We start from the raw sequence: 26,826 nt of genomic DNA on the forward strand, positions 1-26,826 counted from the left end.
GCTCTATCTCGGTGAATACCTTGGCAAGCTCCGGCAGTTTGCTCAGGTTGCCCCACAGGGTCTGATGCAGACGCAGGGTGATGTCGGCATCTTCCGCCGCGTAGGGGGCCGCCTGCTCCAGTTCGATCTGGTTGAAGGTAAGCTGCTTGGCCCCCTTGCCGGCGATCTCCTCGAAGGAGATGGTCTCCACGCCGAGGTACTTGCTGGCCAGGGAATCCATGTCGTGACGGCTGGCGGTGGAGTTCAGCACATAGGACTCGAGCATGGTATCAAACGCGATCCCCTGCAGATCGATGCCGTGATTCTTCAGCACGTTGCGATCGTACTTGAGATTCTGGCCAACCTTTAGCAGCGAAGGGTCTTCCAGCAGCGGCTTGAGCTTGCCGAGCACCAGCGCTTCGCTCAGCTGGGCCGGCGCGCCCAGGTAGTCGTGGCCGAACGGCACATAGGCGGCCTTGCCCGGTTCGATGGCGAACGACACGCCAACCACCCGCGCCTCCATGTAATCCAGACTGGTGGTCTCGGTGTCGAAGGCAAACAGCGGGGCAGCCTTGAGGCGCGCCAGCCACTCATCGAACTCGGCTTCGTCCAGAATGCAGCGATAGTCGGTCTCGATGGTCGCGGCTGGGGCAGCCTCTTCATCCACCGACTCCTGGCCGGCACTCGCACTGGCCCCCTCATCACCGGACTCCAGCTCCTTGATCAGGTTGCGCAGCTCGTATTCGCGGTAGACCGCCAGCAGGGACTCCTTGTCGATGGGGCCCAGTTGCAGTTGCTCCAGTTGCTGCTCCAGCTCGACGTCGGTCTTGATGGTCGCCAGCAGATAGGAGAGGCGGACCTGTTCCTCCTGCTCGCGGAACTTGTCCGCAAATGCCTTGGAACCGCGAAAGCCCAGCGCCGCCACCTTGTCCAGATTGGCGGCGATCTCGTCAATGCTGCCTATCCCCTGCAGCAGGGCCAGGGCCGTCTTCTCCCCCACCCCCGTCATGCCGGGAATGTTGTCCACCTTGTCCCCCATCAGGGCCAGGTAATCGATGATGAGCTCGGGCGGCACGCCGAACTTCTCGATCACCCCTTCCCGATCCGTGGTCACGTCCTTCATGGTGTCGATCAGGGTGACATGGTCGGAGACCAGCTGCGCCATGTCCTTGTCCCCGGTGCTGATGAGCACCGGCAGCTTCTTCTCGGTGGCCTGACGGGCCAGGGTGCCGATCACGTCGTCCGCTTCGACCCCTTCCACCATCAGGAAGGGGAAGCCCATGGCCTTGATCATCTGGTGGATGGGGGCGACCTGGCTGCGCAGATCGTCCGGCATGCTGGCACGGGTCGCCTTGTATTCGGGGTAGATGTCGTCGCGGAAGGTCTTGCCCTTGGCGTCGAACACCACGGCCACGTGGCTATCGGGATATTGCTTGCGCAGGCTGCGCATCATGTTCGCCATCACCCGGACGGCGCCGCTTGGCAACCCGGTCGATGTGCGCAGATCGGCCTGCTGGGAGGCGAAGAAGGCGCGATAGAGGTAAGAAGAGCCGTCGACCAGGATGAGGGGATTGCTAGAGGCCATGAAAATAGTCCTGCCAAGAATAAACAGTCGCTAGGATGCCACAGGGCCCGCGGCACACCAAGGGGCGTACAAGCATGCTTTCGGGTCGGGCGCGAGCACTTTTTCTGTGGATAACTCTGTGTTCAAAATTGCAGGCTCGCCGTTCCCACAGTGATCAAGCTGTGAAAAAAAAACAAAAACACAATTAAAACAATGACATGAAATCACACATCGAGAGCATCATTTCGTTAAGATGATCTCGATCAATGTGGAAAAAATTTCAAGGGGGTCAGTACGGCAGGATCCAAAACGAAACAATCCTAGCACAGCGGGATGACTTGACCAGCGAGAGGCAAGGGATAACCATACAAAAAACCAACAATCTACCCTGGCTCACATTTTCATCAATAAAGGAGTTCACCATGAAAAAAGTGGCAGTGATCTTGAGTGGCTGCGGCGTCTTCGACGGGAGCGAGATCCATGAGGCCGTCATCAGCCTGCTGGCGCTGGCCCGCCAGGGGGCCCAGGTCCAGTGCTTCGCGCCGAACATCCCCCAGTTGCATGTCATCAACCACCTGACCGGCGAGGTGAGCGAAGGGGAGAGCCGCAACGTGCTGGTCGAGGCGGCCCGCATCTGCCGTGGGCAGATCAAGGATGTGGCCGAGCTGGATGCGGCGGACTATGACGCCCTGCTGGTACCGGGTGGCTTCGGCGCCGCCAAGAATCTGTGCGATCTCGCCATCCAGGGGGCGGACTGCCGGATCCAGCCGGACGTGCTCAAGGCCTGCCAGAGCTTCGCCAGGGCCCGCAAGCCTGCGGCCTATATCTGCATAGCGCCAGCCATGATCCCGCTCATCTACGGGGCCGGCACCCTGGCCACCATCGGCCACGACGCGGGCACCGCCGGTGCCATCGAGGCCATGGGTGGCAAGCATCTCGCCTGCCCGGTCAGCGAGTTCGTGGTGGACGAGACCCACAAGGTAATCTCGACCCCCGCCTACATGCTGGCCCAGAACATAGTGGAGGCCGCCGATGGCATCGAGAAGACGGTCAAGCGGCTGCTGACCCTGTAACCGCTCACCCCGCGACAGTCTGTCATAAAACAAAAAGGCCGCTCATGAAGCGGCCTTTTTCGTGTTTGTCAGCAGAAACTGCCAGATTAGATGGCTTCGCCCATCTGATCCATCTTGCCCAGCAGGGCGCGCAGACGCTCTTGCCATGCAACATGCTCGTTGCGCAGCTGATGGTTCTCGTCTTGCAGCTTGCTGTTCTGCTCTTTCAGCTCGTCCAGCTCCATCTTCAGCAGGGAGATGTTGTCGACGGCGGATTGGACTTTGGATTCGAGTTGCTCAAGGACTTCTAGTGACATATGTGCATACCTGTTTGTTCAATTGCGATGCCCCGACGCGGGCGATTCAAGCGCGTGAGATGAGCATACCCCGATGCGCTCGGCACAAACAAGACGGCGCGCCGGAAAATGCGCCCTCCATCCCCGTATTGCCTAAATATGCGTCTGTTTTTCTCGCAGGCAGCATGAACAGCGGGTCAGGATAAGGGAAGCAGCACAACAACGCGGTGAAACACGGGATCGGGCAGCGTCTCATCTCACCGCAATCCTCACCCATTCAGGGCGATGAAGCCCCCCATCAACAGGCAGGCGACCCCGTACATCAACAGGCCGTAGAGCAGGTTCCAGCGTAGCAGCAGACCGGCACTCAGGTTGTAGCGCGATGCCAGAGCCAGGTTGGATCCGGACAACGGGCTGGTGCCGGTGGCGAGCCCCCAGCCGAGCAGGAAGCACATGCCGAGCAGGCTGGGATCCGGCGAGAGGGGCCACAGCAGGGGCGCCACCCCGGAGATGCTGATGAGGGGGTGAACGCCGACGATGGCCACCAGGAAGATCAGCAGCAGGGTCAGGCTCGCCTCCAGCCAGCCGAAGTGATTGAACAGCGGCAGGCCGTGGCCACCCCCGAGATCCAGCACCGAGAGCGCGCTGTTGATCCCCGCCGCCAAGAGGCCCGCCCCGAGGAACAGCACCAGCTGGCCGCCGATGGCGGGGAAGCGCTCCACCACCTGGCGCTTGAGGGCGGCCCCGCGCCCGGCGCTCGGCATGAACAGCAGCGCCAGCAGGGGGGCCACCAGAGCGATCACCGCCAAGATGCTGAGGCTCGGCCAGAACTGGTGCACCAGCAACACCAGCAGCGCCAGGGTCACCGGCAGCCCGAGCGTCTGCAGCCGCAGCGGGTAACCGGCAAAGTCCGCCACCCCGAGTCGCTCCACCTGCCAGGCGGTCAGCCCCATGGCCAGCAGGGCGGCCAGTATGCCGAACGGCAATATGCTGGCCAGCTTCAAACCGGGGGCATAGGTGAGCGCCACCGCCATGGCGACGAAGAAGGGGGACCAGAAGGCGGCGGCGCAGAAGATACGGCTCAGCACCATCACCTGACGCCGCTCCAGGGTGCCGTTTTTCTCCAGCCGATCGCCGATGATGAAGAGCACCGAGAGGTTGATGACGGCACCCAGCAGATTGAGGCTCGCCATGGTGCTCCACAGCCCCTTGCGCCCGGACCAGGAGGTGGTGCCGGTCAGCAGGCCCGAGGTGGCGAGGTTGAGGGTACTGACGGCGGCGAACATGGTGAGCATGTTGATGTTGGGGAGCAGCCAGTCCCCGGGACTGAGACTGGCCCCGCGCCACCAGGATAAGAGTAACAGCGGGAGCGCCGCCCCATACAGGGCCAGGGCCTGGCGCCGCGCGGCCCCCACCAGCCAGGGCCAGGTGAGCAGAGAGGCGGCCCAGGCGGCGATGGCGGCCGGCCAGGGGGAGAATCCCAGATAGAGATGCAGCAGGTTGAGCAGCCACATCCCCAGGATCAGAAAACCTGACCAGCGCTTGACCATGCGTCCCTAGATGTTCTGATTCATGTCGAAGGAGGGTTTGTCACACTCCGGTCGGCCCACTATCTTGGCGGGGACGCCGGCCACAGTGGTATGGGGTGGCACGGGATTGATCACCACGCTGCCGGCCCCGATCTTGGCACCCACCCCCACCTCGATATTGCCGAGCACCTTGGCCCCCGCCCCTATCATGACCCCTTCCCGGATCTTGGGGTGGCGATCGCCGCTCTCCTTGCCGGTTCCCCCCAGGGTCACGCTCTGCAGGATGGAGACGTCGTCCTCGATCACCGCCGTTTCACCCACGACGATGCCGGTGGCGTGGTCAAACATGATCCCCTTGCCGATCCGCGCCGCCGGGTGCACGTCGACCCCGAACACCACGGAGATCTGGTTCTGCAAATACAGCGCGAGGGAGCGCCGCCCCTGGCGCCACAGCCAGTTGGCGACCCGGTAACCCTGCAGGGCGTGAAAGCCCTTGAGATAAAGCAGCGGAGTGGAAAAGAGGTCGACGGCGGGATCCCGGTCCTGCACGGCGCAGATGTCGGCGGCGACCATGGCCAGCAGCTCGGGCTCGCTGCGCAGGGCCAGCTCGATCACCTCTCGCAGGGCGATGGCAGGCATGGTGGTGCTGTCAAGCTTGTTGGCCAGCTGGAAGCTCAGCGCCGAGCGCAGATCCCCGTGGTTGAGGATGGTGGAGTGAAAGAAGCTGGCCAGCATGGGCTCCTGGGCCGCCATGCATTGCGCTTCTTGCTGAATTTTTTGCCAGGTGTTGGCAACCAGATCGTCCATGTTACAGCCTACTGTTGTTCAGGGTGAGGGCCTTGTTGTTCTTTTGTCAGCACCGAGATGGGGTCCATGTGAATGATCACATCCATCCGCTCAAAGGCCTGGCGGACCGCCAGTTCAGCCTCGTCGGCTATCTGATGAGCCTTGACCAGCGGCAGCTGATCATCCAGTTCCAGATGCAGTTGTGCGAAGCGGGTCGGCCCGGATTGGCGGGTACGCAGATCGTGGACGCCATGCACCCCGTCTACGGCGCAGCAGAGGGCCATTATTCTCGCTTGTTCCGCCTCTGGCAACTGACGATCGAGCAGGGCCTGCACCGATTCGTAGCCGATCTGGACGGCGCCCCACACCAGAAACAGCCCGATCAGGATGGCAAACAACCCGTCAGCCCAGTACCACCCCTGCCCCGCCAGCACCAGGGCCAGCAAGACGCCGGCGTTGAGCAGCAGATCGGAGCGGTAATGCAGCATGTCGGCCTTGATGGCCACGCTGTTGGTGCGTGCCACCACCCAGCGCTGGAAGCTCACCAGCAGCAAGGTCAGCAGGATGGAACCGCCACTGACCCAGAGACCGGCCTCCAGCCGCTGCACCGGCACCTGATTGAGCAGGGAAGAGATGCCATGCATCATGAGCAGCAGGGCGGAGCCCGAGATGAAGGCCGACTGGATGAGGCCCGCCAGGGACTCCGCCTTGCCGTGGCCGAAGCGGTGCTCGTCATCCGCCGGCACCAGGGCATAGCGAATGGCGAACAGGTTGATGAGGGAGGCACTGACGTCCATGAAGGAGTCGGTGAGGGACGCCAGCAGGCTGGACGAGTCCGTCATCAGCCAGGCAACCAGCTTGCCGACGATCAGCAGGGTGGCGACGGTGACCGCCGCCATGCTGGCCAGGGTGACCCAGCGAGAATATTGTTGATGGCTCAAAACCGGCTTTCCTCTGGCGCGTAAAACCCTATTATACCCTGACACGAACGCCTGTTTGACGTTCAAAATCAACGGAGTGACTCCAGATGAACAAAATACTCCTGGTCGACGACGATCTCGAACTGACCCAGCTGCTGACCGAAATCCTGACCCTGGAAGGGTTCGAGGTGACGGTGGCCGAGGACGGCGAAGAGGGGCTGCAGCGGCTGGCGGAGCAGCGGTTCGACCTGGTGTTGCTGGATGTGATGATGCCGAGGCTCAACGGCTTCGCCATGCTGACCCGACTGCGCAAGCGTTATGAGACCCCGGTACTGATGCTGACCGCCCGGGGAGACAGCCAGGACAGGGTCAACGGGCTGGAGGCCGGCGCCGACGACTACCTGGCCAAGCCATTCGACGACCGGGAGCTGCTGGCCCGGGTGCGGGCCATCCTGCGCCGCACCCAAAGCCCCCAGCCCCAGCGCGGCGCCCCGGACGAGCTGAGATTCATGGATCTGGTGCTGCAACCCGGCCTGCAACAGGCCCGCTGCAATGACGAACTGCTGGAGCTCACCGCCACCGAGTTCGGCCTGCTGGAGTGTCTGCTACGCAGCCCCGGCCAGATCGTCAGCAAGAATCTGCTGTCCGAACAAGTGCTTGGCAAGAAGCTCGAACCCTTCGATCGGGCCATCGACATGCACCTGAGCAACCTGCGCAAGAAGCTGCCGGAGCGGGCCGATGGCCAGCCCCGCTTCAAGACGGTGCGTGGGCGAGGCTACCTCTGGCTGGAGCAGGCATGACCACCCACCGCCCCTTTGGCGGACTCTCCACCCAGATTTTCCTCTGGTTCTGGTTCATGTTGCTACTGGTTGTCGCTGCGGTAGTCATATTGCCTACTCTGGACCCGCGCAACATCATCCCCCTGCCCGAACACGAAGTGACCCGGATGAACAACAACCTGCGGGCACTGCAGGCGGGGGCGGCCCCCGAGCAGGATTTCGTGCTGATGCAGGCCATCGACGCCGCGGGGCTGCTGCCGGTGGACAACGTCTATCTGCGCGATGCCAAGGGTCAGATGCAATCCACCACCCGGCTCAGCAAGTTCGTCATCCGCTTCATGCTGGAGTCGGACGACCCGACCAAACCCATGCTCGGCAGCGAGCACCAGCGGGCCATCGCCGGCCCCTTCCTGATGCAGCACCACGGCCAGGACTATCACGTCTACTTTGGCCTCAACGTGGAAAACTCCTACCTCTTCCTGTTCATCCAGATCCTGGATCACCCCATCCAGATCCTCGGCATCGCCATGCTGGTCAGCACGCCGCTCTGCCTGCTGCTGGCCTGGCGACTGACCCGCCCCCTGCTGCAGTTGCAGCAGTCCGTCTCCCAGCTGGCGGAGGGCAAGCTGGAGACCCGGATCCCCAACCTGGGACGCCAGGACGAGATCGGCCAGCTGGCGGATCATGTCAGCCACATGGTGGATACCCTCAAGCGCATGATCCAGAAGCAGAAACAGCTGCTCTCCGACATCTCCCACGAGCTGCGCAGCCCCCTCACCCGCATCCAGCTCGCCCAGGCGCTGATCCGCCGCAAACAGGGTGACAGCAGCGAGCTGGCCAGGATCGAGGCGGAAATAGCCCGGCTCGACAAGCTGATCGGCGATCTGCTGGATCTCTCCCGGGTGCAGCAGCACGTAGAGGCTCCGGTGGAGCTGCCGCTGGCGGATCTGCTGGAGCCCATCCTGGATGACGCCATGTTCGAAGCCAACCAGAATGGCAAGCAGCTAAGGCTGCCGCCCCTGCCGGAGGAGTCCATCCGGATGTGGCCCGAGCTGCTGGGGCGGGCGCTGGAGAATCCCCTGCGCAACGCCCTCAAATATGCGCGGGAGTTCATCAAGGTGGACTGGTATCGGGAAGGTCGGGAGTGGGTGATGACCATTCGCGACGATGGTCCCGGGGTGCCGGTGGAGCAGCAGGATCAACTGTTCCTGCCCTTCTTCCGGGTCGATGACGCCCGCAACGCCAAGACCGGCGGCACCGGGCTCGGGCTTGCCATCGCCGCCGAAGCCATCGCGCGGCACGGCGGCACCATCCGGGCCGGCACCAACCACCCGAACGGCCTGGTCATCACCATCCGCCTGCCCATGGCGTGACAATCCCTTTTCATCACGGCGGGCGCTGGGTATGCTGGCGCCCCTTATCGCCTCCCTCAGGATCCCGTCATGCTCGACATCGTGCTCTACCAGCCGGAAATCCCGCCCAACACCGGCAACATCATCCGTCTCTGTGCCAATACCGGCTACCGGTTGCACCTGATAGAGCCGCTGGGATTCGAGTGGGATGACAAGCGGGTGAAACGGGCGGGGCTCGACTATCACGAATTTGCCGAGGTGAAGCGCTGGCCGAGCTATGAGGCGTTTCTGGCGGCGGTCGCACCGAGCCGGGTCTTCGCCTGTACCACCAAGGGACGCACCGCCCACTCGGCGGTTCGGTTCGCCCTGGGGGACGCCCTGCTGTTTGGCCCCGAGAGCCGCGGCCTGCCCGCGGAGATCATCGAGAGCCTGCCGTTCGAGCAGCGCCTGCGCATCCCCATGCTGCCCCAGAGCCGCAGCATGAACCTGGCCAACGCGGTATCCGTGTTCGTCTACGAGAGCTGGCGCCAGTTCGATTATCAGGGCGCACTCTGAGTCGCTGCCTGCAGGCGCCGTCCCTCAGGCCTGGCGCCCGGTCAATCCATCCGTTTGCCGACTAGGCTGATTGCACCGGCCGGACCTGTTCCAGCAAGCGGCCATCGCGCTCCAGCCGCCAGCACAGCCAGCCAAGGGTCAATCCCCGCCCCGTCATCAGCGCCGCCATGGCGGCCCACAAGGCCGCCACACCCCAGTCCTGGCACAGCCACCAGATGGGGAAGAAACCGGCAAACACCGCCACCAGCATGCTGTTTCGCATCTCCCGTGCCCGGGTCGCCCCGATGAAGACCCCGTCCAGCAGATAACACCAGACCGCCAGCAGCGGCATGACCACCAGCCAGGGCAGTTGACGGTTTGCCTCGGCGATCACCGCCGGAATGTCGGTGATATGGGCGATGAGGTGTCCACCCCCCAGGGCAAACGCCAGGGTGAAGCCCAGGGCGATCAGCCCGGCCCAGCCCAGGTTGAGGGCGATGGCCTCTCGCAGCGCCTGCCGATCCCGCCGCCCGATGGCACGCCCCACCATGGCCTCCACCGCGTAGGCGAAACCATCCAGCCCGTAGGAGATGAGCATCAGGAAGTTGAGCAGCACCGCGTTGGCCGCTACCGCCACGTCCCCGAGCCGCGCCCCCTGCAGGGTCATGAAGGCAAAGCAGAGCTGCAGGCAGAGTGAACGGATGAAGATGTCCCGGTTCAGGCCGAGCAGACGCCGCAGGGCGGGCCACTGACGCCAGCGTTGCCAGGCCCCGCGCCAGGTCTCTGTCGGCAGGTGGCGCAACCGGCGGCTCACCAGCCAGAGCCCCAGCACCAGGGCGCCGTAATCGGCCAGCAGGGAGGCCGCCGCCACCCCTTTCACCTGCCAGCCCAGCCCCAGCACGAAGCCGGCATCCAGCACCATGTTGACCAGGTTGCTGAAGATGAGCAGCAGCATGGGGCTGCGGGCATCCTGCATGCCCAGCAGCCAGCCCATGATGACCAGGTTGCACAGGGCCGCCGGGGCGCTCCAGATCCGGATCGACACATATTCACCGGCATGGAACTGCACCTCGGGCGAGCCACCACTCAGCGCGATGAGCGCCGGTAAAAAGGGCAGCAACAGCAGCAGGAGCGCAGCACCGAGGCCGACCGCCAACCCCAGCGCCCGCGCCAGGGTATCCAGCTGCCCCTCGGCACTGCCCGCCCCCTGAGCCTGGGCAGTCAAGCCCGTAGTGGACATGCGCAGGAAGCCCAGCAGCCAGAACAGCAGGTTGATGAGAGTGGCACCGACCGAGACGCCACCGAGGAACCAGGCCTGGCCGAGGTGACCGATCACCCAGGTGTCCACCAGCCCCAGCAGCGGGGTGGTGACGTTGGAGAACACCATGGGCAGCGCCAGGGCAAAGACGGCGCGATGACGCCCGGGGTCACGAAGCCAGGGCGGGATCAGCATGCACAATCTCCGGCGGCAGGCATCACTCGCCAGCCAGTCGCACGATCCGGGTGAAATCGGACACCATGGTCGCCATCGACACATGGGGCACCTGGCCCTCCTGTGCCTGGGGGCGGAACACGGCCACCAGCTTGCCTGCCGGGCTTATCAGCACGATGGAGGCGGAGTGGTCGATCAGGTAGTCCTTGCTGTCGTGCTCCACGATGGAGTAGACGAGGCCCAGGTTGCGCACGAAGGGGAACAGATGATCGTGCTGCGCCGTCACCGCCTTGAACTCGGGCTGGAAGAAATCGACATACCCCTTGAGGCGGGCGCTGTCGTCCCGCTTGGGATCCGCCGAGACGAAGACCACCTGACTGCGCGGTGCTATCTGCTTCAGTTCCGGATAGACGGCGCGCAGATCCGCCAGGGTGGTCGGGCAGATGTCCGGGCAATAGGTATAGCCGAGAAACAGGAAGGTCCAGTGGCCATGCAGATTGGCCTCGGTGAAGGGTTTCCCATCCTCATCCACCAGGGTGAAGGGATTGATGTCCCGTCCCGCCGGATAGTAATTGGCCTGCTCCGGCTGGAGGGGCCGACTCCAGTAATAAATGACCATGATGCTAACGACCAGCAGCATGAACATCAGGGGATAACGGGGTTTCACCATATAAAATTTGCCTTGCCAGGGAGTTCAGCCAGGGGATCGGACCAAATCGAGGGTCATTGTAACCTGCCAGCCCCTGTCGCTGGCTACCCCAAGGTCTGAATAGGGGGTAGGACCCCATCCCGCTGGCACGGTCAGCAGGCCGTCCACTCCCACGCTTTGCCTCGGGCTTGCCCGAAAAACAGAAGCCCCACACAAGGTGGGGCCTGGAGCAAACGGGCGGTGATCACTCAGGGGCGCCACCGCTGCCGAACCTGGGGACGCCTGATGACGGCATGCAACGGGACGACAGGAGCTGTCCAGGGGGCATCCGGCAAGCCGATGTCGTGATGGCGACGAAACAGGCGCACCAGACGGACTATCTTGTCCTTGGGGCACCCCAGCCAGATGGTCCAGCCACTCCCCTTGTGATACACCCAGAGCGCGTAGAACCACGTCATCCGGCTGCCCTTGATGAAGCGGGTGATAGAAGATGCGGGGGCCGTCTCCGGACCCGGATCCCATGGTGAGCTTGAAGCCATACCTGTCCTCCTTGCGCAACAGGCTACGTCGAGCCGCCCCCTTGCCAGCGGCAAGCTGATGCAGGACCACGTACTGACGCTGTGGGTCGCTTCGAGACATGGACACTGACCACATCCGAGCGACTCTCCCTTCTATCCCGTGCCGCCCCAGCAGCATCGGCGTTGCATCCCTGCGGCCTTATCCCGGCCAGCTCAGGCAATCCTTCGGGGGATGGCAACCCCCCTGGCCCGCCAGCGCGAGACGGACATACCCAAGGATATATCTGAAATGCCGACCCGGTGGTGGTGGCGTGGTGTGAGGGCAACAAAAATGGCGAAGGTGGCGAAGGTGGCGAAGGTGGCGAAGGTGGCGAAGGTGGCGAAGGTGGCGAAGGTGGCGAAGGTGGCGAAGGTGGCGAAGGGTACGGCAGATGCGGGGGAGACAGAAACGACGCGGCCTCCCGCAGGAGGCCGTCTGATGGCTGCCGAGATTACATCCAGTCGGCGTTGCGGATGACGCCGACCGCCAGACCCTCGATGGTGAGGTGCTGACTGGCAAGATCCACCGAGATGGGGGATAGCTCTTCGTTCTCCGGCAGCAGCCACACCTGGCTGCCCTTGCGCTGGAAGCGCTTGACGGTGACATCCTCATCGAGGCGGGCCACCACCACCTGGCCGTTGCGCACGTCCTGGGTCTTGTGCACCGCCAGCAGATCACCGTCCATGATGCCGATGTTCTTCATGCTCATGCCCTGCACCCGCAGCAGGAAGTCTGCCCGTGGGTGGAACAGGGCGGGATCCACCTGATAGTGGCTCTCGATATGCTCCTGGGCCAGGATGGGTTCGCCGGCGGCCACCTTGCCGATGAGGGGCAGACCACTCTCTTCCGGCGCTTCTTCCTCTTCGAGCAGCAGGCGGATGCCGCGAGAGGTGCCGGGCATGATCTCGATGACCCCTTTCTTGGCCAGGGCCTTCAGATGTTCCTCGGCCGCATTGGCCGACTTGAAACCAAGCTTCTGGGCAATCTCGGCACGAGTCGGCGGCATGCCGGTCTCGTTCATGTTCGCCTTGATAAGCTCCAGCACTTCAGCCTGGCGGGGAGTAAGGGGTTTCATAACATGGGCACCTGTCTTTTTATACAGCACACTGGCAGTATATACAGTGCTGGGGCCAAGGCAAGGCGTAGCTGATATTTGTCCCGTCTTCGTCGCACTTATTGCGGCAAATGACCCATTCTTGATCCTGTGCGCCACTCATCCTACCTCTCGGCGACAAGCCAGCGGTGATTTGTTATGCTCACGCCGCATTTTTTTGGAGAGCAGACACCCATGTCCATCGGACAGAACATTTCCAGAGCCATTCTGCAATGGCCGGTCAGCGGCTTGGTCAATCACAAGAGCCTGCCGGAAAACCCCATTACGGAACTGGATCTGGACCCGGCCAGACCCATTGTCTATGCCCTGAAAACCAGCTCGATCACCGACCTCTTGACCCTGCAGCAGTGCTGCGAGGATCTCGGTCTGCCCGGTCCCTTCACCCCGCTGGAACTGAACGGTCAGCTGCTGCCGCGCTATGTCTGTCTGGATCGCCCGCCTCCCCTGTTTGGCAAGCGCACCAAACCGCTGCCCTTCTTGCAAGAATTTCACCAGCTGCTGGATCTGCACAAGCAGGATCCGGCGCTGGACATCCAGGTCGTTCCCGTCACTCTGTTCTGGGGCCGCGGTCCGGGCCGGGAAGGGGAAGAGGCCTCCGGCTGGAACATCATCAGCAGCCTGGCACCGAACCGCCTCAAGAAGGCGCTGATTGTGATCCTCAAGGGCCGCGAGAACCTGGTGCGCTTCTCTCCGCCCCTCTCCCTGCGCTACATGGCGGACAAACACGGCACCGACGAGGCCATCGCCCACAAGCTGGCGCGGGTGGCGCGTACCCACTTCAGCCGCCAGCAGCTCGCCGCCACCGGCCCCAAGCTGCCCAACCGCAACCTGCTGTTCAAGCAGTTGCTGGACTCCAGCGTGATCCAGCAGGCGATCGAGGAAGAGGCCGAGCGTGAGGGCATCAGCCTGGAAAAGGCGCAGAAACGCGCCCATGGCTACATGGACGAGATCGCCTCCGACTTCTCCTACCGGCTGATCCGCCTCGGCGAGAGCTTCCTCGGCTGGCTCTGGAACAAGCTCTATCGCGGCCTCTCGGTCAACGGCGCCGAGCGGGTACGCCAGCTGGCCCAGGAGGGACACGAGATCGTCTACGTCCCCTGCCATCGCAGTCACATGGACTACCTGCTGCTCTCCTACGTCATCTACCACCAGGGCATGGTGCCGCCCCACATCGCGGCGGGCATCAACCTGAACTTCTGGCCGGCGGGCCCCATCTTCCGCCACGGCGGCGCCTTCTTCATCCGCCGCACCTTCAAGGGCAACCCCCTCTACAGCACCGTATTCCGTGAATACCTGAACCTGCTGTTCGCCAAGGGCTACTCGGTGGAGTTCTTCACCGAAGGGGGGCGCTCACGCACCGGTCGCCTGCTGCCCCCCAAGACCGGCATGCTGGCCATGACCCTGCAGGCCATGATGCGCGGGCTGGACAGGCCGGTGACCCTGGTCCCCGTCTATCTGGGCTACGAGCACGTGATGGAGGTGAACACCTATCACAACGAGCTCAAGGGCAGCCGCAAGGAAAAGGAGAGCTTCCTGCAGGTGCTCGGCATCCTGCGCAAGCTGCGCAACTACGGCCGCGGTTTCGTCAACTTCGGCGAACCGCTGACCCTCAACAGCTATCTCGGTGAGCATGTTCCGAACTGGAAGGAGAGCATCGGCAAAGAAGAGCGCCCGGAATGGATGGCCCCCACCGTCAACCAGCTGGCCGAGCTTCTGATGACCCGCATCAACGACGCCGCCGCCGTCAACGGCCTGACCCTGAGCGCCCTGGCCCTGCTGGCCGCCGAACGCCACGCCCTGACCCGGGACGAGCTGCAGGCCCAGATCAACACCTATCTGGACCTGCTCAAGCAGGTGCCCTACAGCCCCCAGAGCACCATGCCGGACGAGGATGCCAAGACCCTGCTGGATCAGGCGATGGAGCTCAACAAGTTCGAGGTGAGCGAGGACAAGCTCGGCCAGATAGTCAGCCTGGATCGCTATCAGGCCATCCTGCTGACCTACTATCGCAACAACATACTGCACCTGTTCGCCCTGCCTTCCCTGGTGGCCGCCTTGATCGAACGCTGCGAGGGCATAAGCCGCAGCGAGATCGTCGCCCGCTGCATCGACATCTATCCGCTGCTCAAGACGGAGCTGTTCCTGCGCTATGACGAGGAGGAGCTGCCGGCACTGGTGGACGCCCTGCTGGCCGAGCTGCAACGCCAGCAGCTGATCGAGCTGCGCGAGGGCGGTTACTGGGTCAACCCGGTCAACCAGATGCGATTGCTGCTGCTGGCAGAGAGCATTCAGGAGACGCTGCAACGCTACGCCATCGTGCTGACCCGCTTGCTGGCCCAGCCCCGCATCGAGGCGGAGCAGCTGGAAGCGGACGGCCTGATGATGGCGGAGCGTCTCGGTACCCTGCATGGCATCAACGCCCCCGAGTTCTTCGACCAAAAGCTGTTCAGCACCCTGATCCACTCCCTACGCCAGGAAGGCTATCTGGATACCGGTAGCAAGCCGGATCTGGGCCGCTTCCAGGCCCTGGCCGACAACATAGTGCCGCTGCTCAGCACCCGGATCCGCCGCACCATAGAGGCGGGCAACCGCACCTGATGCCCTGACGAGGCGTCGGGAAACATAAAAAAAGGCCGCATCAGATGCGGCCTTTTTCATGGGTTCAGCCCCTGGTGCATGAGCCTGCCTAGAGGTAGTGAACCACGACCCCGAGCAGCACCAGAGCCCCCACATAGTTGTTGTTGAGGAAGGCCTGGAAGCAGGCTTCACGCTGGCGCGCCCGGATCAGCCACTGCTGATAGACGAACAGCGCCGCCGCCCCCAGCAGGCCCCAGTAGTAGCTGGCGCCCATCGCCATCAGCTCCCCCACCAGCAGCAGCACCAGCAGGGTCGCCAGTTGCAGCATGCCGATGATCCGCTTGTCATGGCGGCCAAACAGGATGGCGCTCGATTTCAGCCCCAGCTTGAGATCGTCGTCCCTGTCCACCATGGCGTACTGGGTGTCATAGGCGATGGTCCACAGCAGGTTCGCGAGAAACAGCAGCCAGGCCACGGGGGGCAGCGCATTGGCCTCCGCCGCATAGGCCATGGGGATGGACCAGGAGAATGCCATGCCCAGCACCAGCTGGGGGATGGGGATGAAACGCTTCATGAAGGGGTAGCAGACGGCCAGCAGCAAGCCGGCGAACGACAGCCCTATGGTGAGCGGGTTCAGGGTCAGCACCAGGCCGAACGAGAGCAGCGCCAGCACGGCAAACAGGGCCAGCACCTCCCGCGGAGCCACCTTGCCCATGGGCAGGGGGCGACCGGCCGTGCGCTTCACATGGCCGTCAAAGTTGCGATCCGCATAATCATTGATGACGCAGCCAGCCGATCGCATCAGGAAGACGCCCACCACGAACACCAGCAGGATCCACAGACTCGGCACGCCACCGGCCGCCAGCCAGAGTGCCCACAGGGTGGGCCAGAGCAGCAGCAGGGTGCCGATGGGTTTGTCGATGCGGGCCAACTGCACATAGGCCAGTCCCCGCTCCTTGGTTAACAGCTTCACTCCGGCTCCTTAGGCAATGACGGCGAATGGGACAACAACGAGGGCAGGAAGAGTTCGTGGACCAGCAAGGGCCACGGCCCCAGATAGAGACGGGAACGGCGACCCCAGACGATGGCGGTCGGGCAGCAAGGATTGGCTGCTATCTCAAAGCGAGCCAGCAGCAGATTGTCTCGCTGGGTTGGCTCTGAGCCAAAGATACGTTCGCCCAATGGCTGTTCACCGAGATCCTGCAAACCACTGCCCTGCAGGGCCGCCTCGGCAAACAGGGTCCAGCCCAGGACGGCGGGCCCGCCATCCCCGTGCAGGATCACCTCGCGGCACAGGCCCTGGGGACAGTCGGCGGCGACCAGCGCCTGTTCGTCGGCCGCGAGCGGCACGCTGCGATTGGCCAGCAGTTGCACCGACAGCCGACGATGATGGCGACGCAGTCGCCGGGTCATGGAGTCGGCCTCCAGCAGCCAGGGGCGCAGTGCCTCGGGGGGCTCACAGTACTCGGGGACCCGCCAGGGATCGAGCTGGATGAGGGGAACAGTCGGCTCAGACTTCACAGCTTCACCATCCGGAGGTTTCCGTTATCAGGTTAAAATCCGGTTTATTATCCGTAAATCAATGGCGAAATGTAAGAACATCCGTGCTTGACGGCCCCGATGACAGCATCAAAAATGGGGCATCCATCGTTGCCGAGCCATTCAGATGAAGATGATCCAGGTCCTGTTGATGTTATTGCTGAGTGTTACCGCGCTGACTGCCTCCGCCTCCGAGGAGGCTGGCGATGCCGCCTCTGCGGCCGTCAAACCCGGCTTTGCCTACCACGCGCTGGATCCGGACATCATCACCAACTACCTGGGCGAGGGCAAAACCCTGGGCTATGTGCGGGTGACGGTGGAGCTGATGGCCGAAAACGAGGCGGATCTCAAACTGCTGGAGCAACATGACCCGCTGATCCGCGACGCCATCATCCGTCTGATTGGCAGCAAGACAGGCACCCAGATCAAATCCCTGGCGAGCCGGGAAGAGCTGCGCAAGGAGTGCCAGGACAAGGTCAACGAGCTGCTGGTAAAAGAGAGCGGCAAGAAGGCGGTGCGCGAGCTCATCTTCACCAAGTACCTGTATCAATAAGCCCTGGGTGACACAGTGCTGACCCAGCCCCCCATCCGTCCTTTTTTTGTTGTCGAGGAATGAAGCGCCATGGGCCACAAGACGCTGTGTGAATGGCGCCGCCACGAGATCCCGTTCGAACTCAAGGCCTTGCGCAAGATAGTGCGCAAACCCAAGTTCGTGTGCGGCAAGTGCGCCCGCAGCGCCAATGACAAGCAGTACCTGTGTCAGCCGCTGCGCCTGAAAGAGAAGGGGGACTGACCCCCTTCATCCCGAGGCCCCGATCCCGGGGCCATCTCCGTGAATCTCCGGGTCAGACTTATTGATCGGTCCAGCCCTGACGTCCCTGCTCAAACAAGCGACGAGCCTGCACATCGTTCGGGCAGACGCCGCGATACTCCTCCCCCGCACGACCGGCCAGGTAGAGGTGCTCCGGACGGCAGTACCAGGCCAGCCCCTTCTGGCGACCTTGCTGCCACATGGCCACATCCACCTTGTCTGCGCATTGGGTCTGGTGGAATTCGACCCGATCAGCGGCGAAGCCGAGCTTGCCGTCGGCTTCACCGACATCGGCCCAGACTTTCTCGCACGGGTCGTCCGAGTTGGAAACGCAGCCCCCAAGCAGGGCGGCAAACAGCATGATGACGAGTGAGCGCATAATCATCCTTGAGCGTCGGGTGAGTGGTGACAGGGCTCGCTGGCGTGACGACCTGTCGTCGGCTCATCCAATCTGAGCGCCATTTGAGCAATTCATTCTAACCAGCCCCGCCACGGCCACCAAGCCGCATCCTGCGCAATAGACAAAAAATAGGGCGAGCCCCAGGGCCCGCCCACGCACTCAACCGGGATTCACTGATCGTCGAGGGATTCAAAATCCTGCCACCCCTCGTCGTCCAGCTCCTCCAGTTCGTCCTCCCAGGATTCCGGCTCCCAGTCATCGTCGAGCTCGTAATCCGACCTTGGTTCACCCATGCTCATGCTCCTTGGATAGTGCACCGGCCTTCAAAGTCTATCCAGAATCACCGGGCTCGCCAGTGCCTCGCTCAGAGCTTGACCAGGGTACGGCCCGCCACCTGACCCCGGGTAATGGCGTCGGCGGCAGCGACCACCTGCTCCAGACCGATCTCGGTCACCGCCTGTTCGAAGAAGCGGGCAGGCAGGTCTCGCGCCAGCCTCTCCCAAGCCTGCTGGCGGCGGGCCAGCGGACACATCACCGAATCCACCCCCTGCAGACGCACGTTGCGCAGGATGAAAGGCATGACGCTGGTCGGCAGATCGAAGCCACCCGCCAGCCCGCAGGCGGCCACGGCGCCGCCGTAGTTCATCTGGGCCAGCAGCTTGGCCAGCACCTGGCTGCCGACAGTGTCGATGGTACCGGCCCACAGCTGTTTCTCCAGCGGCTTGGCGGGCTCCAGCAGTTCGCTGCGCGGCACGATGCGACTCGCCCCGAGGGCCGTCAGCATCTCCCCCTGCTCCTCAGGGCGCCCGGTCAGGGCCGCCACGCGATAACCCAGCGCCGCCAAGAGGGCGATGGAAATGGAGCCCACCCCACCGGCCGCCCCGGTCACCAGGATCTCGCCGCAATCCGGGGTGATGCCCGCCTCTTCCAGCGCCAGCACGCAGAGCATGGCGGTGAGGCCGGCGGTGCCGATGCACATGGCCTGACGCTCATCCAACCCGGCCGGCAGCGGCACCAGCCAGTCCGCCTTGACGCGGGCCTGCTCGGCCATGCCGCCCCAGTGCCCCTCACCCACGCCCCAGCCGGTCAGCACGACCTTGTCACCGGCCTGATAGCGCGGGTCGGCGGATTCCAGCACGGTCCCGGCGAAGTCGATGCCCGGCACCAGCGGCCACTGGCGCACTATCTTGCCCTTGCCGGTGATGGCCAGTCCGTCCTTGTAGTTGATGGAGCTGTAACTCACCGCGATGCGCACCTCCCCCTCCGGCAGCTGGCTCTCTGCCAACCGGGTCAGGGTGGGGATCGTCTTGCCGTCTTGGTTTTCCAGTAACAGGGCCTTGAACATGCTTACCTCTCGGGTTGTGTATCGTCAGGTGCTCTGACGCTTTTGCAGTTGAAAATCCAGGGTCAGGGCCGTATTTGCCACGGCCTCCCCCGACAGCTGGCGCAGGATGAGATCCGCTGCCTGCTGCCCCATCTGGTGATAAGGGATCCTGACCGAGGTGAGGGCCGGGTAACAGGCCCGCGCCACGTCCAGATCGTCGAAACCGGCGATGGCGAGCTTGCCCGGTACGCTCAGGTGGCGACGCTGGCATTCAAATAGCACGCCGGCAGCCAGCTCGTCGTTGACGCAGATCAGCGCATCCAGTTCGGGCCAGCGCAGCAGGAACTCCCCCAGCATGGCGGCGCCCGTACTGAAACTGGGCAACTCCGAAGTATTGACGATGGCGTCCGGCGAGAGATAGTTGTCCAGCAGGGCCTTCTGCCAGCCCTGCATGCGTTGCTGCAGCATCCATTGCTCCTGGCGGGCGCAGAGGAAACCGATGTTGCGATAACCCCGTTCGATGAGGTGGCGGGTCAGCTGATAACCCGCGTCAAAATTGGAGACGCCGACGTTCATGTCGATGGGCTGACGCGCCATGGCCCCCACCTCCACCACCGGCAGGCGTGCCGCCTTCAGGCGGGTGCGCACCGTCTCGCCAGGATCGCCGCCAAACAGCACCACGGCGGCCGGATTGTGCTGCAGGAAGTTGCCGAGCAGGCTCTCCTCCTGCTGTTTCATGTGTTGGGCATCCCCCAGCATGATCTGGTAACCCTCCGCCAGCAGGGTCTGCTGCAGACCGGCGACCATGTCGCCACAGCCGCGCTCCGCCAGGCTCGGGACTATGACCACTATGGTCTGGGAAGTGGCGGAAGCGAGTGCCCCGGCGGCCCGGTTGGGGATATAGCCGAGCTCATCCACCGCCGCCTCGATGCGCTCGCGCATCTTGTCCGACACCAGCTCGGGAGTACGCAGCGCCCGCGATACCGTCATGGCACCCACACCGGCCAGCCTGGCGACCTCATTGAGGGTCACCCGACCCGTGCTGCGGCGTTTCTTAACTTCTGACATCTATTTCCTTCCTCGGCATGCGGGCTTGCTCACTTTAAGGCAAAAGCGGGGCACTGACTATTTGCTCAAGCCGGATTCTACTCCGTATCGACCTGCCAGGGGTTAGGATGACTCCCTTTTAACAATAAAATGATAGCGCTATCACAATTCACTGTTAGCGCTATCTGGTAGCGCTAACTTTCGAGATCAGGCTCACAGTTATGCCGAGGCAAGATCGCTAGATTGGCCCCATCTCAACCAGCCGGATACCACCATGCTGACTGAACTGCTGACTGAAGAGGTCATTTCCATCGAGGCGGGCGCCCGCGACTGGCGCCATGCCATCGAGCTCGCCACCGCGCCCCTGCTGGCCAACGGCACCATTGAGCCTTCCTACGTGGCGGCCCTGTATCGCTCCCACGAGGAACTCGGCCCCTACTATGTGCTGGGCCCGGGCCTCGCCATGCCCCATGCCCGCCCGGAAGACGGGGTCAACCGGCTGGGACTGGGGCTGACGGTGCTGAAAGAGGGGGTCAATTTCGACTCGGAGGGCAATGACCCCATCCAGCTGCTGGTCACCCTGGCCGCCAGCGACAGCAACTCCCACGTGGAGACTATCGCCCAGCTGGCCGAGCTGTTCATGAACGAAGAAGACGTGGCGGCCATCATCGCGGCCGACACCAAAGACGACATCTTGCGCATCCTGGCGCGCTATTGAGCTGCGCCCCGGCGCCCTGACAGAGGTAGAGACAATGAAAATTCTGGTTGTATGCGGACACGGCCTGGGCACCAGCCTGATGATGGAGATGAGCATCAAGAGCATCCTGAAGGAGCTGAATGTGACCGCCGAAGTGGATCACCGGGATCTCGCCTCCGCCGGCAGCGAGAGCGCCGAGATCTTCGTCGCCACCCGCGACATCGCCGAGCAACTCACCAGCATGGGGGTCAACGGCCGGTTGGTGTCGCTGGACAACATGGTCGACAAGGTTGCCATGAAGGAGCGGCTCTCCGCCGCCCTGCGCGAGCTGGGCGCACTCTGAGTTCGTGACCCTGCGGCGAGTTCAACACTGCGGCCCGAGGGCCGCCTCTTCCATTGATTGGAGCTGACCATGGAATTTTTCAATTTTCTGATGTTTGACGTGCTGTCGGAGCCGGCCGTGCTGGTCGGCCTGATCGCCCTTATCGGCTTGATTGCCCAGAAGAAACCCGTGACCGAGTGCATCAAGGGCACGGTCAAGACCATCATGGGCTTCGTCATCCTGGGGGCCGGCGCCACCCTGGTGGTGAACTCGCTCGGCGACTTCGCCACCATTTTCCAGCACGCCTTCGGCATCAAGGGGGTGGTCCCCAACAACGAGGCCATCGTCTCCATCGCCCAGCAGTCGTTCGGCAAGGAGATGGCGATGATCATGTTCTTCGCCATGCTGGTGAACATCCTGATCGCCCGCCTCACCCCCTGGAAATTCATCTTCCTGACCGGTCACCACACTCTGTTCATGTCCATGATGGTGGCCGCCATCCTCTCCGCCGGTGGCATGAGCGGCATCCCGCTGATCGCGGTCGGCAGCCTGGTGGTCGGGGTGACCATGGTGCTGTTCCCGGCCCTCGCTCACCCCTACATGAAGCAGATCACCGGCTCGGACGACGTGGCGCTCGGCCACTTCTCCACCGTCTCCTACGTGCTGGCCGGCTGGATTGGCGCCAAGTTCGGCAACAAGGCCCACAGCAGTGAAGAGGTGCAGGTGCCCAAGAGCCTGCTGTTCCTGCGCGATACCCCGGTGGCCATCTCCTTCACCATGGGCATCATCTTCCTCATCACCTCCGCCTTCGCCGGCCCCGAGTTCGTCTCCAGCGTCGCCAAGGGCAAGCACTGGTTCATGTTCTCCCTGATGCAGTCCATCACCTTCGCCGCCGGTGTCTACGTCATCCTGCAGGGTGTGCGCATGGTCATCGCCGAAATCGTGCCGGCCTTCAAAGGGATCTCCGACAAACTGGTCCCCAACGCCAAGCCGGCACTGGACTGCCCCATCGTCTTCCCCTATGCCCCCAACGCCGTGCTGATCGGCTTCCTGTCGAGCTTCACCGCCGGCCTGGCAGGCATGGTGCTGCTCTACCTGCTGGGGCTCACCGTCATCATCCCAGGGGTGGTACCGCACTTCTTCGTCGGCGCCGCTGCCGGGGTCTTCGGCAACGCCACCGGCGGTCGTCGCGGTGCTCTGCTGGGTGCCTTCGCCAACGGCCTGCTGATCACCTTCCTGCCGGTGTTCCTGCTGCCGGTGCTGGGGGATCTCGGCTTTGCCAACACCACCTTCAGCGATGCCGACTTCGGTGTGGTAGGCATACTGCTTGGCCTGATCGTGCGCTGATCCGACATCGCCACGATATAGCCGACAAAAGGCACGACCCGGGGTCGTGCCTTTTTACATGTCGCTGCATCAACCCGCCCTGCGTGGCGGATCTCCCCGCACCGATTAAATAAATCTGGTCACCACAGTGCCGGTGATCGGATTTTCACACCGTCGCGGCAGCATCTGACCAATGAGTGCGATATGCTGTCGGGCTCACGAACCACCCGACCTCCATCGAGGCCTTCTCCATGAAATACCTGGTAGTACAAACCAAACAGATAGGGGACGTACTGATCTCCACCGCCCTGTGCAACAACCTCAAGCAGCATGATCCCGCTGGGGAAGTGCACTATCTGGTGATGGATTACTGCGCGGGCATGGCAGAGGGCAACCCGAATATCGACAGGTTGATCGTCATCGAGAAGAAGCGCCGCAACGAATGGCGCTATATGAAAGACGTGTTGCTTGATATTCGACGCGAGCGCTACGACGTGGTGGTGAACAGCCAGGGCCAGATGATTGGCCTGCTGACCTGCCTGCTGTCCGGGGCCCGATTGCGCATCGGCTTTGACTCCTTCCCCTGGCGACTCGGCCACAATCGCATAGTGCGGTTTCGCAAAGACACAGAACATCAGGGCAACAGTACCCTGGTTGACGACAGATTCTCACTGCTAAAACCCCTCGGACTAGCACAAGAGGATCGCAACTACTATCTCTGGCTGAGTGATGCGGAGAAGCAACAGGGACGCGAGAGCCTGCAGGCGGCCGGGGTGGATCTGAGCAAGCCCCTCATCGCCATGGGCGTCAACTCCCTCGGTCACTACAAGCGCTGGCCCATCGATTGTTTTGCGGCGGTGGCGCGCTGGCTCATCGAGGAGCACGACGCCCAGATCCTGATCTACTGCGGCCCGGGGGAAGAAGAGTACAACCGGGGCCTCAAGCCACTGCTACCAGAAACGCTGCAAGCCAGCGTGTTTGACCATATCCAGACCCGCTCGGTACGGGAGCTGGTCGGCCTCTTCGCCCACTGCCAGCTGTTCGTCGGCAACGACACCGGCCCGCGGCACATGGCCCAAGCCATCGGCCTGCCGCTGCTGACCATAGTGGCCCCGGGTGGCGACAAGATCATCGCCAACCCGGTGAACCACCCCCGCTATCAGGCCATCGATATCTTCGATGCCAAGGGGGCAGATTATCAGTTGCCGACTCAGGAGAAGGACGCCTTCGATGAGGCCCTGTTCCGCTCAATTACGCCAGAATTGGTCATTCAGCGGCTCGCGGCTCTGCTGGTTCAGTCACAGACAGCAGACTAGACAGCGCCTCGCAGACGGCCCTGTCATCGACATTGTTCATGTCGGCATTCAGACCAGGGGAATCGCTGAACAGGATCCGGACCCGCGGCGTGCTGGTCGGCAGCCACTGGTTGAACGTTTCGCCGTGGCGTGGATAGATGGCTACCAGCGGCTTTTGCAGTCCGACAGCGATATGCACTATGGCGGTATCCACTGACAGCACAGCCTTCGCTTTCTGCACGCAATAGATAGCATCATCTATCGTCAATACGCCTTCCACCAGCATCACATTGCTAGTTGAACAGGCGTTGACCATGGCTCTCGCCACGGTATCCGTCGCCGGGGATGACAGTACACCGAAGCGGTGATCCGCGAATTCCCTTCCCAACGTCTGCAGCAAGCTGACCACCTTGTCGTGGGAGAAGGACTTGTACTGGGTGCTGCCAAAGGGATTGATGAGGATGAGCCCCTCACAGGGCGAGGTCACATTGCCCTTCCCCGCCACCGGGATGATGTACTGCTGATCCACCTCTTTAGCCCCCAGCAGAGAGAGCAGATAGCGGTATTTATCCTGGAACAGCAGACCGGCCGTCGCCTTGGACAGCTTGATATTCACACGCCCGATGCTGTCATCGAGCGAGGCAACGTGGGTGGGAGAGAGCCGGTGAAGGAGATAGAGATCCTTCATCTTCATCCCCTCGGTGAGGTGTATCACCAGATCGACATGGGGAATGGCTGCGGCCATCTTCTTGATGGCACCATAGCCGGGCCGCTTGTTGATCTCGATGACCTCATCGACACCAAAGCAATCCCGATACAGGCTGGCCAGGGCTGGGGTCGTGATAACCGTTACTTTCTTGTTACCCGGCAGCTTTTTTATCTCCCGGAAGAAAAAGGAGGAGATGAAGGAGTCCCCCAGCTTGGCATCCCAGCGCACCACCAATATATGGTGGATCTCCCCCTGGATACCGGACGGCATCTTCTTGTCAAACAAGAAGATGCCCAAGGCCCTACGCACCCGATCACGCAGCAGTTGAAGGTAGCCTATCACCATCACGCCCCTTCACCACCCACATGGGGGCCGTAATTGCGGTCATCAATAGTGGTATCGAACAGGCCGACATCCATGCAGCAGGGCTCAATCCCCGAAGCCGTCAGGCCGTTGAGCTGCAATCTTCCCGTCAGATAATCAGACGGCATCCGGATGGGGTAGGCTTTGCTCAACAGCTTCTTGGCGCCAGACAAGGTCAATATATATCCTGCCGTCGATATGATTCCGCGCTTGGAGTTGCGGCTCGGTGAGATATAGCTGGCAAGGCGATATCCTTCCGGCATTTTCTTCATCCATGGCCAAGATTTCACCTTGCCATGGTGCAAGAAAATAATATCAGACTGGCTGGCGGATATTGCTTTTGACAGGATTGACTTGAAGTTGCTGTGCAGATAGATATCGTCTTCCAGCACGACACAGCGCTCAATATTCCTGGCGACCATCATCTCGTAGATACGGATATGGCTCATGGCGCAGCCAACTTCCCCCAGACTCAGGTCGTGACCGCAAAACTGCTTGGCCATGGGGAAATCCACTTTTTTCAATTCATCTTCTGACAATGACTTTCCGTCTACGGCATCAAAAAATGCGAAGTCGATAGCCCGACCACCCAAGTGCTGATCGATAAAATGGCGGCGATCATGGCTTCTAAGAAGGCTGATGACAAAGACTGGGATCATGACTGATTCTCTTTAATAGTGAATTCTGTCGCACACCAAGCAAAAATAAGACTCAGTGAATATAGATAGAGTACATTTTGATGTTCAAACGGGACATCGCTGAATGCGCAAATAGAAATAGACAGTGGGATCATCATATAGAGAGATCCCCAGCCAGTTTTCTCTACCAGCAGCTTCATCGGGTAGAAGATGAAAATCAGCAAACCAAATATTCCGATAAGCCCCCTAACCACCAGATTCTGCATATATTGACTATGTGCATGTACTAACGCCGGATCCATTACCAAGGGGGATACCAAGCCCTGTGCAACTTGCTGCTCTTTGACCGCAGTAAAGCCATCAGTACCGACACCGATGATCGGTGAGTTCAAGAAACCTAGCCACGCACTCTCCCATGCAACGACTCGCAGTCCCCATGAGGAGTAATAAGTCCCACCTTCTATCCCTCTTATATCCGAGGCAGCATCGGCGACTCTATCCTGCACAATTGTATTGGTTTGATATATCCCACCCATCGAGGCTGCCAGCAAGAGAGCAATAATGGTATATTTAACAGGCTTATGAAAGCCCTTGTATATGACATGTATAATAATCACGCCCCCCAACGCCAGCCACACCCCCCGACTCTGAGAGAAATAAAGTGCAACAATAGAGGACATCATGGAAAACAGGGCAATGTATTTTATTATATCATTTTCTTTTGACTGACTGAAAGCACACCAATTTAATATGGCAAGAATCAGTGCGGCCTGAGAGAAAAGTATGGCGTTGGTAAACCCTTCGACTCTTATCAGCCCAGATTTGAACTGCCAGACACTCAATAAACCTAATCCAATTCCCCCAGCGACAATCGCGACCCAACCCAGAGAGAGTATTATTTTATTCTTGGGCATCATCAGAGAGAATATTGACACGTAGAACAGGCCTCGCATAATGCCATATTGATCACCATGCACAACCCTGTTAAGCAAGATTATCGCCGCATAAAACATAAATGCCCATAGCAGACGACGATCGATAAAGAAGACATCCCTGTTGCCTCCCACGAAATAATTCAGCAGACCAAACACTCCTGATACCACCAGCAGATTGGATAGAATGCTTTGACCAGACGGAACCAGGAAAAGTCCGCAGAAGGCAAACATGATGGTCAGTGCATAAACAGTGGTCGTTGCTCTATCGAGCAGTTTACGAGGCTTAATCAACATCAAGT

29 protein-coding genes (1 of these 29 running past the window's edge) are annotated in these 26,826 nt (G+C 61.6%); 11 read left to right on the forward strand and 18 right to left on the reverse strand.

Annotated elements, in window-relative coordinates; all coding sequences use genetic code 11:
* Positions 1-1,564: the 5' portion of a DNA polymerase I gene (gene polA / locus VZC39_RS20430; protein ID WP_434664758.1), read on the reverse strand. The gene continues 1,199 nt to the left of window position 1, outside the view; only the first 1,564 of its 2,763 coding nucleotides appear in the window; its start codon is at positions 1,562-1,564; its stop codon lies beyond the left edge, outside the window.
* A gap of 401 nt (positions 1,565-1,965) precedes the next feature.
* On the opposite strand from polA, the gene elbB reads away from it, so the two are divergent.
* On the forward strand, positions 1,966-2,616 hold the full coding sequence (elbB, locus tag VZC39_RS20435; RefSeq protein WP_434664760.1) for an isoprenoid biosynthesis glyoxalase ElbB: 651 nt from the start codon (positions 1,966-1,968) through the stop codon (positions 2,614-2,616).
* Positions 2,617-2,702: 86 nt separating this feature from the next.
* Here elbB and VZC39_RS20440 read toward each other — a convergent pair whose 3' ends face one another.
* The 4 genes from VZC39_RS20440 to fieF form a co-directional block, all read right to left on the reverse strand.
* Entirely contained in the window at positions 2,703-2,912 is a 210-nt protein-coding gene (locus tag VZC39_RS20440; protein WP_349920353.1) for a cell division protein ZapB, read from the reverse strand.
* 248 nt (positions 2,913-3,160) lie between these two features.
* Positions 3,161-4,441: a hypothetical protein gene (locus VZC39_RS20445; protein WP_349920355.1), complete on the reverse strand. Its 1,281-nt coding sequence runs from the start codon at positions 4,439-4,441 to the stop codon at positions 3,161-3,163.
* Between the two features lie 6 nt (positions 4,442-4,447).
* Entirely contained in the window at positions 4,448-5,227 is a 780-nt protein-coding gene (gene cysE / locus VZC39_RS20450) for a serine O-acetyltransferase (RefSeq protein ID WP_349920357.1), read from the reverse strand.
* An 8-nt stretch (positions 5,228-5,235) separates the two neighbouring features.
* The gene (gene fieF / locus VZC39_RS20455) at positions 5,236-6,147 is read right to left on the reverse strand and encodes a cation efflux pump FieF (RefSeq protein ID WP_349920359.1); all 912 of its coding nucleotides are present in this window, start codon (positions 6,145-6,147) and stop codon (positions 5,236-5,238) included.
* 86 nt (positions 6,148-6,233) lie between these two features.
* On the opposite strand from fieF, the gene VZC39_RS20460 reads away from it, so the two are divergent.
* From VZC39_RS20460 to trmL, 3 genes are all read left to right on the forward strand, one after another.
* Positions 6,234-6,926, forward strand: a complete 693-nt coding sequence (locus VZC39_RS20460) for a response regulator (protein ID WP_434664763.1) — start codon at positions 6,234-6,236, stop codon at positions 6,924-6,926.
* Complete coding sequence (locus VZC39_RS20465) at positions 6,923-8,278, forward strand: ATP-binding protein (protein WP_349920363.1); 1,356 nt, start codon at positions 6,923-6,925, stop codon at positions 8,276-8,278. Before VZC39_RS20460 ends, VZC39_RS20465 begins: the two co-directional genes overlap by 4 nt.
* 69 nt (positions 8,279-8,347) lie before the next feature.
* Positions 8,348-8,812: a tRNA (uridine(34)/cytosine(34)/5-carboxymethylaminomethyluridine(34)-2'-O)-methyltransferase TrmL gene (trmL, locus tag VZC39_RS20470; protein ID WP_434664765.1), complete on the forward strand. Its 465-nt coding sequence runs from the start codon at positions 8,348-8,350 to the stop codon at positions 8,810-8,812.
* Positions 8,813-8,873: 61 nt separating this feature from the next.
* Here trmL and dinF read toward each other — a convergent pair whose 3' ends face one another.
* From dinF to lexA, 4 genes are all read right to left on the reverse strand, one after another.
* The gene (gene dinF, locus VZC39_RS20475) at positions 8,874-10,244 is read right to left on the reverse strand and encodes an MATE family efflux transporter DinF (protein ID WP_434664767.1); all 1,371 of its coding nucleotides are present in this window, start codon (positions 10,242-10,244) and stop codon (positions 8,874-8,876) included.
* A 22-nt stretch (positions 10,245-10,266) separates the two neighbouring features.
* Positions 10,267-10,893: an SCO family protein gene (locus VZC39_RS20480; RefSeq protein ID WP_434664768.1), complete on the reverse strand. Its 627-nt coding sequence runs from the start codon at positions 10,891-10,893 to the stop codon at positions 10,267-10,269.
* Positions 10,894-11,120: 227 nt separating this feature from the next.
* On the reverse strand, positions 11,121-11,411 hold the full coding sequence (locus VZC39_RS20485) for a hypothetical protein (protein WP_349920371.1): 291 nt from the start codon (positions 11,409-11,411) through the stop codon (positions 11,121-11,123).
* Between the two features lie 470 nt (positions 11,412-11,881).
* Positions 11,882-12,505: a transcriptional repressor LexA gene (lexA, locus tag VZC39_RS20490; protein ID WP_349920373.1), complete on the reverse strand. Its 624-nt coding sequence runs from the start codon at positions 12,503-12,505 to the stop codon at positions 11,882-11,884.
* Between the two features lie 213 nt (positions 12,506-12,718).
* Here lexA and plsB point away from each other — a divergent pair, with 213 nt between their 5' ends.
* Positions 12,719-15,142: a glycerol-3-phosphate 1-O-acyltransferase PlsB gene (gene plsB / locus VZC39_RS20495; RefSeq protein WP_434664770.1), complete on the forward strand. Its 2,424-nt coding sequence runs from the start codon at positions 12,719-12,721 to the stop codon at positions 15,140-15,142.
* An 88-nt stretch (positions 15,143-15,230) separates the two neighbouring features.
* Here the strand turns inward: plsB and ubiA are convergent, their stop codons facing one another.
* Both ubiA and VZC39_RS20505 read right to left on the reverse strand, forming a co-directional pair.
* The gene (gene ubiA / locus VZC39_RS20500) at positions 15,231-16,094 is read right to left on the reverse strand and encodes a 4-hydroxybenzoate octaprenyltransferase (RefSeq protein ID WP_349920377.1); all 864 of its coding nucleotides are present in this window, start codon (positions 16,092-16,094) and stop codon (positions 15,231-15,233) included.
* A complete protein-coding gene (locus tag VZC39_RS20505) occupies positions 16,091-16,642 on the reverse strand; it encodes a chorismate--pyruvate lyase family protein (protein WP_434664772.1) in 552 nt (183 codons plus the stop codon). The genes ubiA and VZC39_RS20505 overlap by 4 nt, the downstream gene beginning before the upstream one ends.
* Before the next feature lie 145 nt (positions 16,643-16,787).
* Here VZC39_RS20505 and VZC39_RS20510 point away from each other — a divergent pair, with 145 nt between their 5' ends.
* On the forward strand, positions 16,788-17,213 hold the full coding sequence (locus tag VZC39_RS20510) for a flagellar basal body-associated protein FliL (protein WP_349920381.1): 426 nt from the start codon (positions 16,788-16,790) through the stop codon (positions 17,211-17,213).
* A gap of 69 nt (positions 17,214-17,282) precedes the next feature.
* Entirely contained in the window at positions 17,283-17,453 is a 171-nt protein-coding gene (locus VZC39_RS20515) for a hypothetical protein (protein WP_434664774.1), read from the forward strand.
* A 58-nt stretch (positions 17,454-17,511) separates the two neighbouring features.
* Here the strand turns inward: VZC39_RS20515 and VZC39_RS20520 are convergent, their stop codons facing one another.
* The 4 genes from VZC39_RS20520 to VZC39_RS20535 form a co-directional block, all read right to left on the reverse strand.
* The gene (locus VZC39_RS20520) at positions 17,512-17,856 is read right to left on the reverse strand and encodes a DUF2799 domain-containing protein (protein ID WP_434664775.1); all 345 of its coding nucleotides are present in this window, start codon (positions 17,854-17,856) and stop codon (positions 17,512-17,514) included.
* Positions 17,857-18,041: 185 nt separating this feature from the next.
* Entirely contained in the window at positions 18,042-18,164 is a 123-nt protein-coding gene (locus tag VZC39_RS20525) for a hypothetical protein (RefSeq protein ID WP_349920384.1), read from the reverse strand.
* A gap of 71 nt (positions 18,165-18,235) precedes the next feature.
* A complete protein-coding gene (gene acuI, locus VZC39_RS20530; protein WP_349920385.1) occupies positions 18,236-19,216 on the reverse strand; it encodes an acrylyl-CoA reductase (NADPH) in 981 nt (326 codons plus the stop codon).
* A 24-nt stretch (positions 19,217-19,240) separates the two neighbouring features.
* A complete protein-coding gene (locus VZC39_RS20535; RefSeq protein ID WP_349920386.1) occupies positions 19,241-20,263 on the reverse strand; it encodes a LacI family DNA-binding transcriptional regulator in 1,023 nt (340 codons plus the stop codon).
* Between the two features lie 253 nt (positions 20,264-20,516).
* Here VZC39_RS20535 and VZC39_RS20540 point away from each other — a divergent pair, with 253 nt between their 5' ends.
* From VZC39_RS20540 to VZC39_RS20555, 4 genes are all read left to right on the forward strand, one after another.
* On the forward strand, positions 20,517-20,960 hold the full coding sequence (locus VZC39_RS20540) for a PTS sugar transporter subunit IIA (protein ID WP_349920387.1): 444 nt from the start codon (positions 20,517-20,519) through the stop codon (positions 20,958-20,960).
* A 34-nt stretch (positions 20,961-20,994) separates the two neighbouring features.
* Positions 20,995-21,282 (forward strand): PTS sugar transporter subunit IIB, encoded by a 288-nt coding sequence (locus VZC39_RS20545; protein ID WP_349920388.1) that lies wholly within the window; start codon positions 20,995-20,997, stop codon positions 21,280-21,282.
* A gap of 69 nt (positions 21,283-21,351) precedes the next feature.
* Complete coding sequence (locus VZC39_RS20550; protein ID WP_349920389.1) at positions 21,352-22,608, forward strand: PTS ascorbate transporter subunit IIC; 1,257 nt, start codon at positions 21,352-21,354, stop codon at positions 22,606-22,608.
* 230 nt (positions 22,609-22,838) lie between these two features.
* Positions 22,839-23,903, forward strand: a complete 1,065-nt coding sequence (locus VZC39_RS20555) for a glycosyltransferase family 9 protein (protein WP_349920390.1) — start codon at positions 22,839-22,841, stop codon at positions 23,901-23,903.
* Here the strand turns inward: VZC39_RS20555 and VZC39_RS20560 are convergent.
* The 3 genes from VZC39_RS20560 to VZC39_RS20570 are packed head-to-tail and all read right to left on the reverse strand — an operon-like array spanning position 23,854 to position 26,821.
* A complete protein-coding gene (locus VZC39_RS20560) occupies positions 23,854-24,936 on the reverse strand; it encodes a glycosyltransferase family 9 protein (RefSeq protein WP_434664778.1) in 1,083 nt (360 codons plus the stop codon). The two genes, VZC39_RS20555 and VZC39_RS20560, sit on opposite strands and share 50 nt — an antisense overlap.
* A complete protein-coding gene (locus tag VZC39_RS20565; RefSeq protein ID WP_349920392.1) occupies positions 24,936-25,613 on the reverse strand; it encodes a glycosyltransferase family 25 protein in 678 nt (225 codons plus the stop codon). Before VZC39_RS20565 ends, VZC39_RS20560 begins: the two co-directional genes overlap by 1 nt.
* The gene (locus tag VZC39_RS20570) at positions 25,610-26,821 is read right to left on the reverse strand and encodes an O-antigen ligase family protein (protein ID WP_434668532.1); all 1,212 of its coding nucleotides are present in this window, start codon (positions 26,819-26,821) and stop codon (positions 25,610-25,612) included. The genes VZC39_RS20565 and VZC39_RS20570 overlap by 4 nt, the downstream gene beginning before the upstream one ends.
* Between the last annotated feature and the right edge of the window lie 5 nt (positions 26,822-26,826).

It is taken from the genome of Aeromonas sp. NJAU223 (genome assembly GCF_051125555.1).
GTDB lineage: Bacteria > Pseudomonadota > Gammaproteobacteria > Enterobacterales > Aeromonadaceae > Aeromonas > Aeromonas veronii_G.

Coding starts and splice junctions, on each gene's coding strand:
- lexA (WP_349920373.1), bottom strand. CDS start 12,505: ATGAAACCCCTTACTCCCCGCCAGGCTGAAGTGCTGGAGCTTATCAAG.
- dinF (WP_434664767.1), bottom strand. CDS start 10,244: ATGCTGATCCCGCCCTGGCTTCGTGACCCCGGGCGTCATCGCGCCGTC.
- VZC39_RS20485 (WP_349920371.1), bottom strand. CDS start 11,411: ATGGCTTCAAGCTCACCATGGGATCCGGGTCCGGAGACGGCCCCCGCA.
- VZC39_RS20560 (WP_434664778.1), bottom strand. CDS start 24,936: ATGGTGATAGGCTACCTTCAACTGCTGCGTGATCGGGTGCGTAGGGCC.
- VZC39_RS20510 (WP_349920381.1), top strand. CDS start 16,788: ATGAAGATGATCCAGGTCCTGTTGATGTTATTGCTGAGTGTTACCGCG.
- VZC39_RS20545 (WP_349920388.1), top strand. CDS start 20,995: ATGAAAATTCTGGTTGTATGCGGACACGGCCTGGGCACCAGCCTGATG.
- VZC39_RS20565 (WP_349920392.1), bottom strand. CDS start 25,613: ATGATCCCAGTCTTTGTCATCAGCCTTCTTAGAAGCCATGATCGCCGC.
- VZC39_RS20515 (WP_434664774.1), top strand. CDS start 17,283: ATGGGCCACAAGACGCTGTGTGAATGGCGCCGCCACGAGATCCCGTTC.
- VZC39_RS20570 (WP_434668532.1), bottom strand. CDS start 26,821: ATGTTGATTAAGCCTCGTAAACTGCTCGATAGAGCAACGACCACTGTT.
- VZC39_RS20440 (WP_349920353.1), bottom strand. CDS start 2,912: ATGTCACTAGAAGTCCTTGAGCAACTCGAATCCAAAGTCCAATCCGCC.
- VZC39_RS20555 (WP_349920390.1), top strand. CDS start 22,839: ATGAAATACCTGGTAGTACAAACCAAACAGATAGGGGACGTACTGATC.
- VZC39_RS20550 (WP_349920389.1), top strand. CDS start 21,352: ATGGAATTTTTCAATTTTCTGATGTTTGACGTGCTGTCGGAGCCGGCC.
- VZC39_RS20525 (WP_349920384.1), bottom strand. CDS start 18,164: ATGGGTGAACCAAGGTCGGATTACGAGCTCGACGATGACTGGGAGCCG.
- VZC39_RS20460 (WP_434664763.1), top strand. CDS start 6,234: ATGAACAAAATACTCCTGGTCGACGACGATCTCGAACTGACCCAGCTG.
- elbB (WP_434664760.1), top strand. CDS start 1,966: ATGAAAAAAGTGGCAGTGATCTTGAGTGGCTGCGGCGTCTTCGACGGG.
- VZC39_RS20480 (WP_434664768.1), bottom strand. CDS start 10,893: ATGGTGAAACCCCGTTATCCCCTGATGTTCATGCTGCTGGTCGTTAGC.
- acuI (WP_349920385.1), bottom strand. CDS start 19,216: ATGTTCAAGGCCCTGTTACTGGAAAACCAAGACGGCAAGACGATCCCC.
- VZC39_RS20520 (WP_434664775.1), bottom strand. CDS start 17,856: ATGATTATGCGCTCACTCGTCATCATGCTGTTTGCCGCCCTGCTTGGG.
- VZC39_RS20445 (WP_349920355.1), bottom strand. CDS start 4,441: ATGGTCAAGCGCTGGTCAGGTTTTCTGATCCTGGGGATGTGGCTGCTC.
- VZC39_RS20540 (WP_349920387.1), top strand. CDS start 20,517: ATGCTGACTGAACTGCTGACTGAAGAGGTCATTTCCATCGAGGCGGGC.
- cysE (WP_349920357.1), bottom strand. CDS start 5,227: ATGGACGATCTGGTTGCCAACACCTGGCAAAAAATTCAGCAAGAAGCG.
- plsB (WP_434664770.1), top strand. CDS start 12,719: ATGTCCATCGGACAGAACATTTCCAGAGCCATTCTGCAATGGCCGGTC.
- trmL (WP_434664765.1), top strand. CDS start 8,348: ATGCTCGACATCGTGCTCTACCAGCCGGAAATCCCGCCCAACACCGGC.
- VZC39_RS20465 (WP_349920363.1), top strand. CDS start 6,923: ATGACCACCCACCGCCCCTTTGGCGGACTCTCCACCCAGATTTTCCTC.
- VZC39_RS20535 (WP_349920386.1), bottom strand. CDS start 20,263: ATGTCAGAAGTTAAGAAACGCCGCAGCACGGGTCGGGTGACCCTCAAT.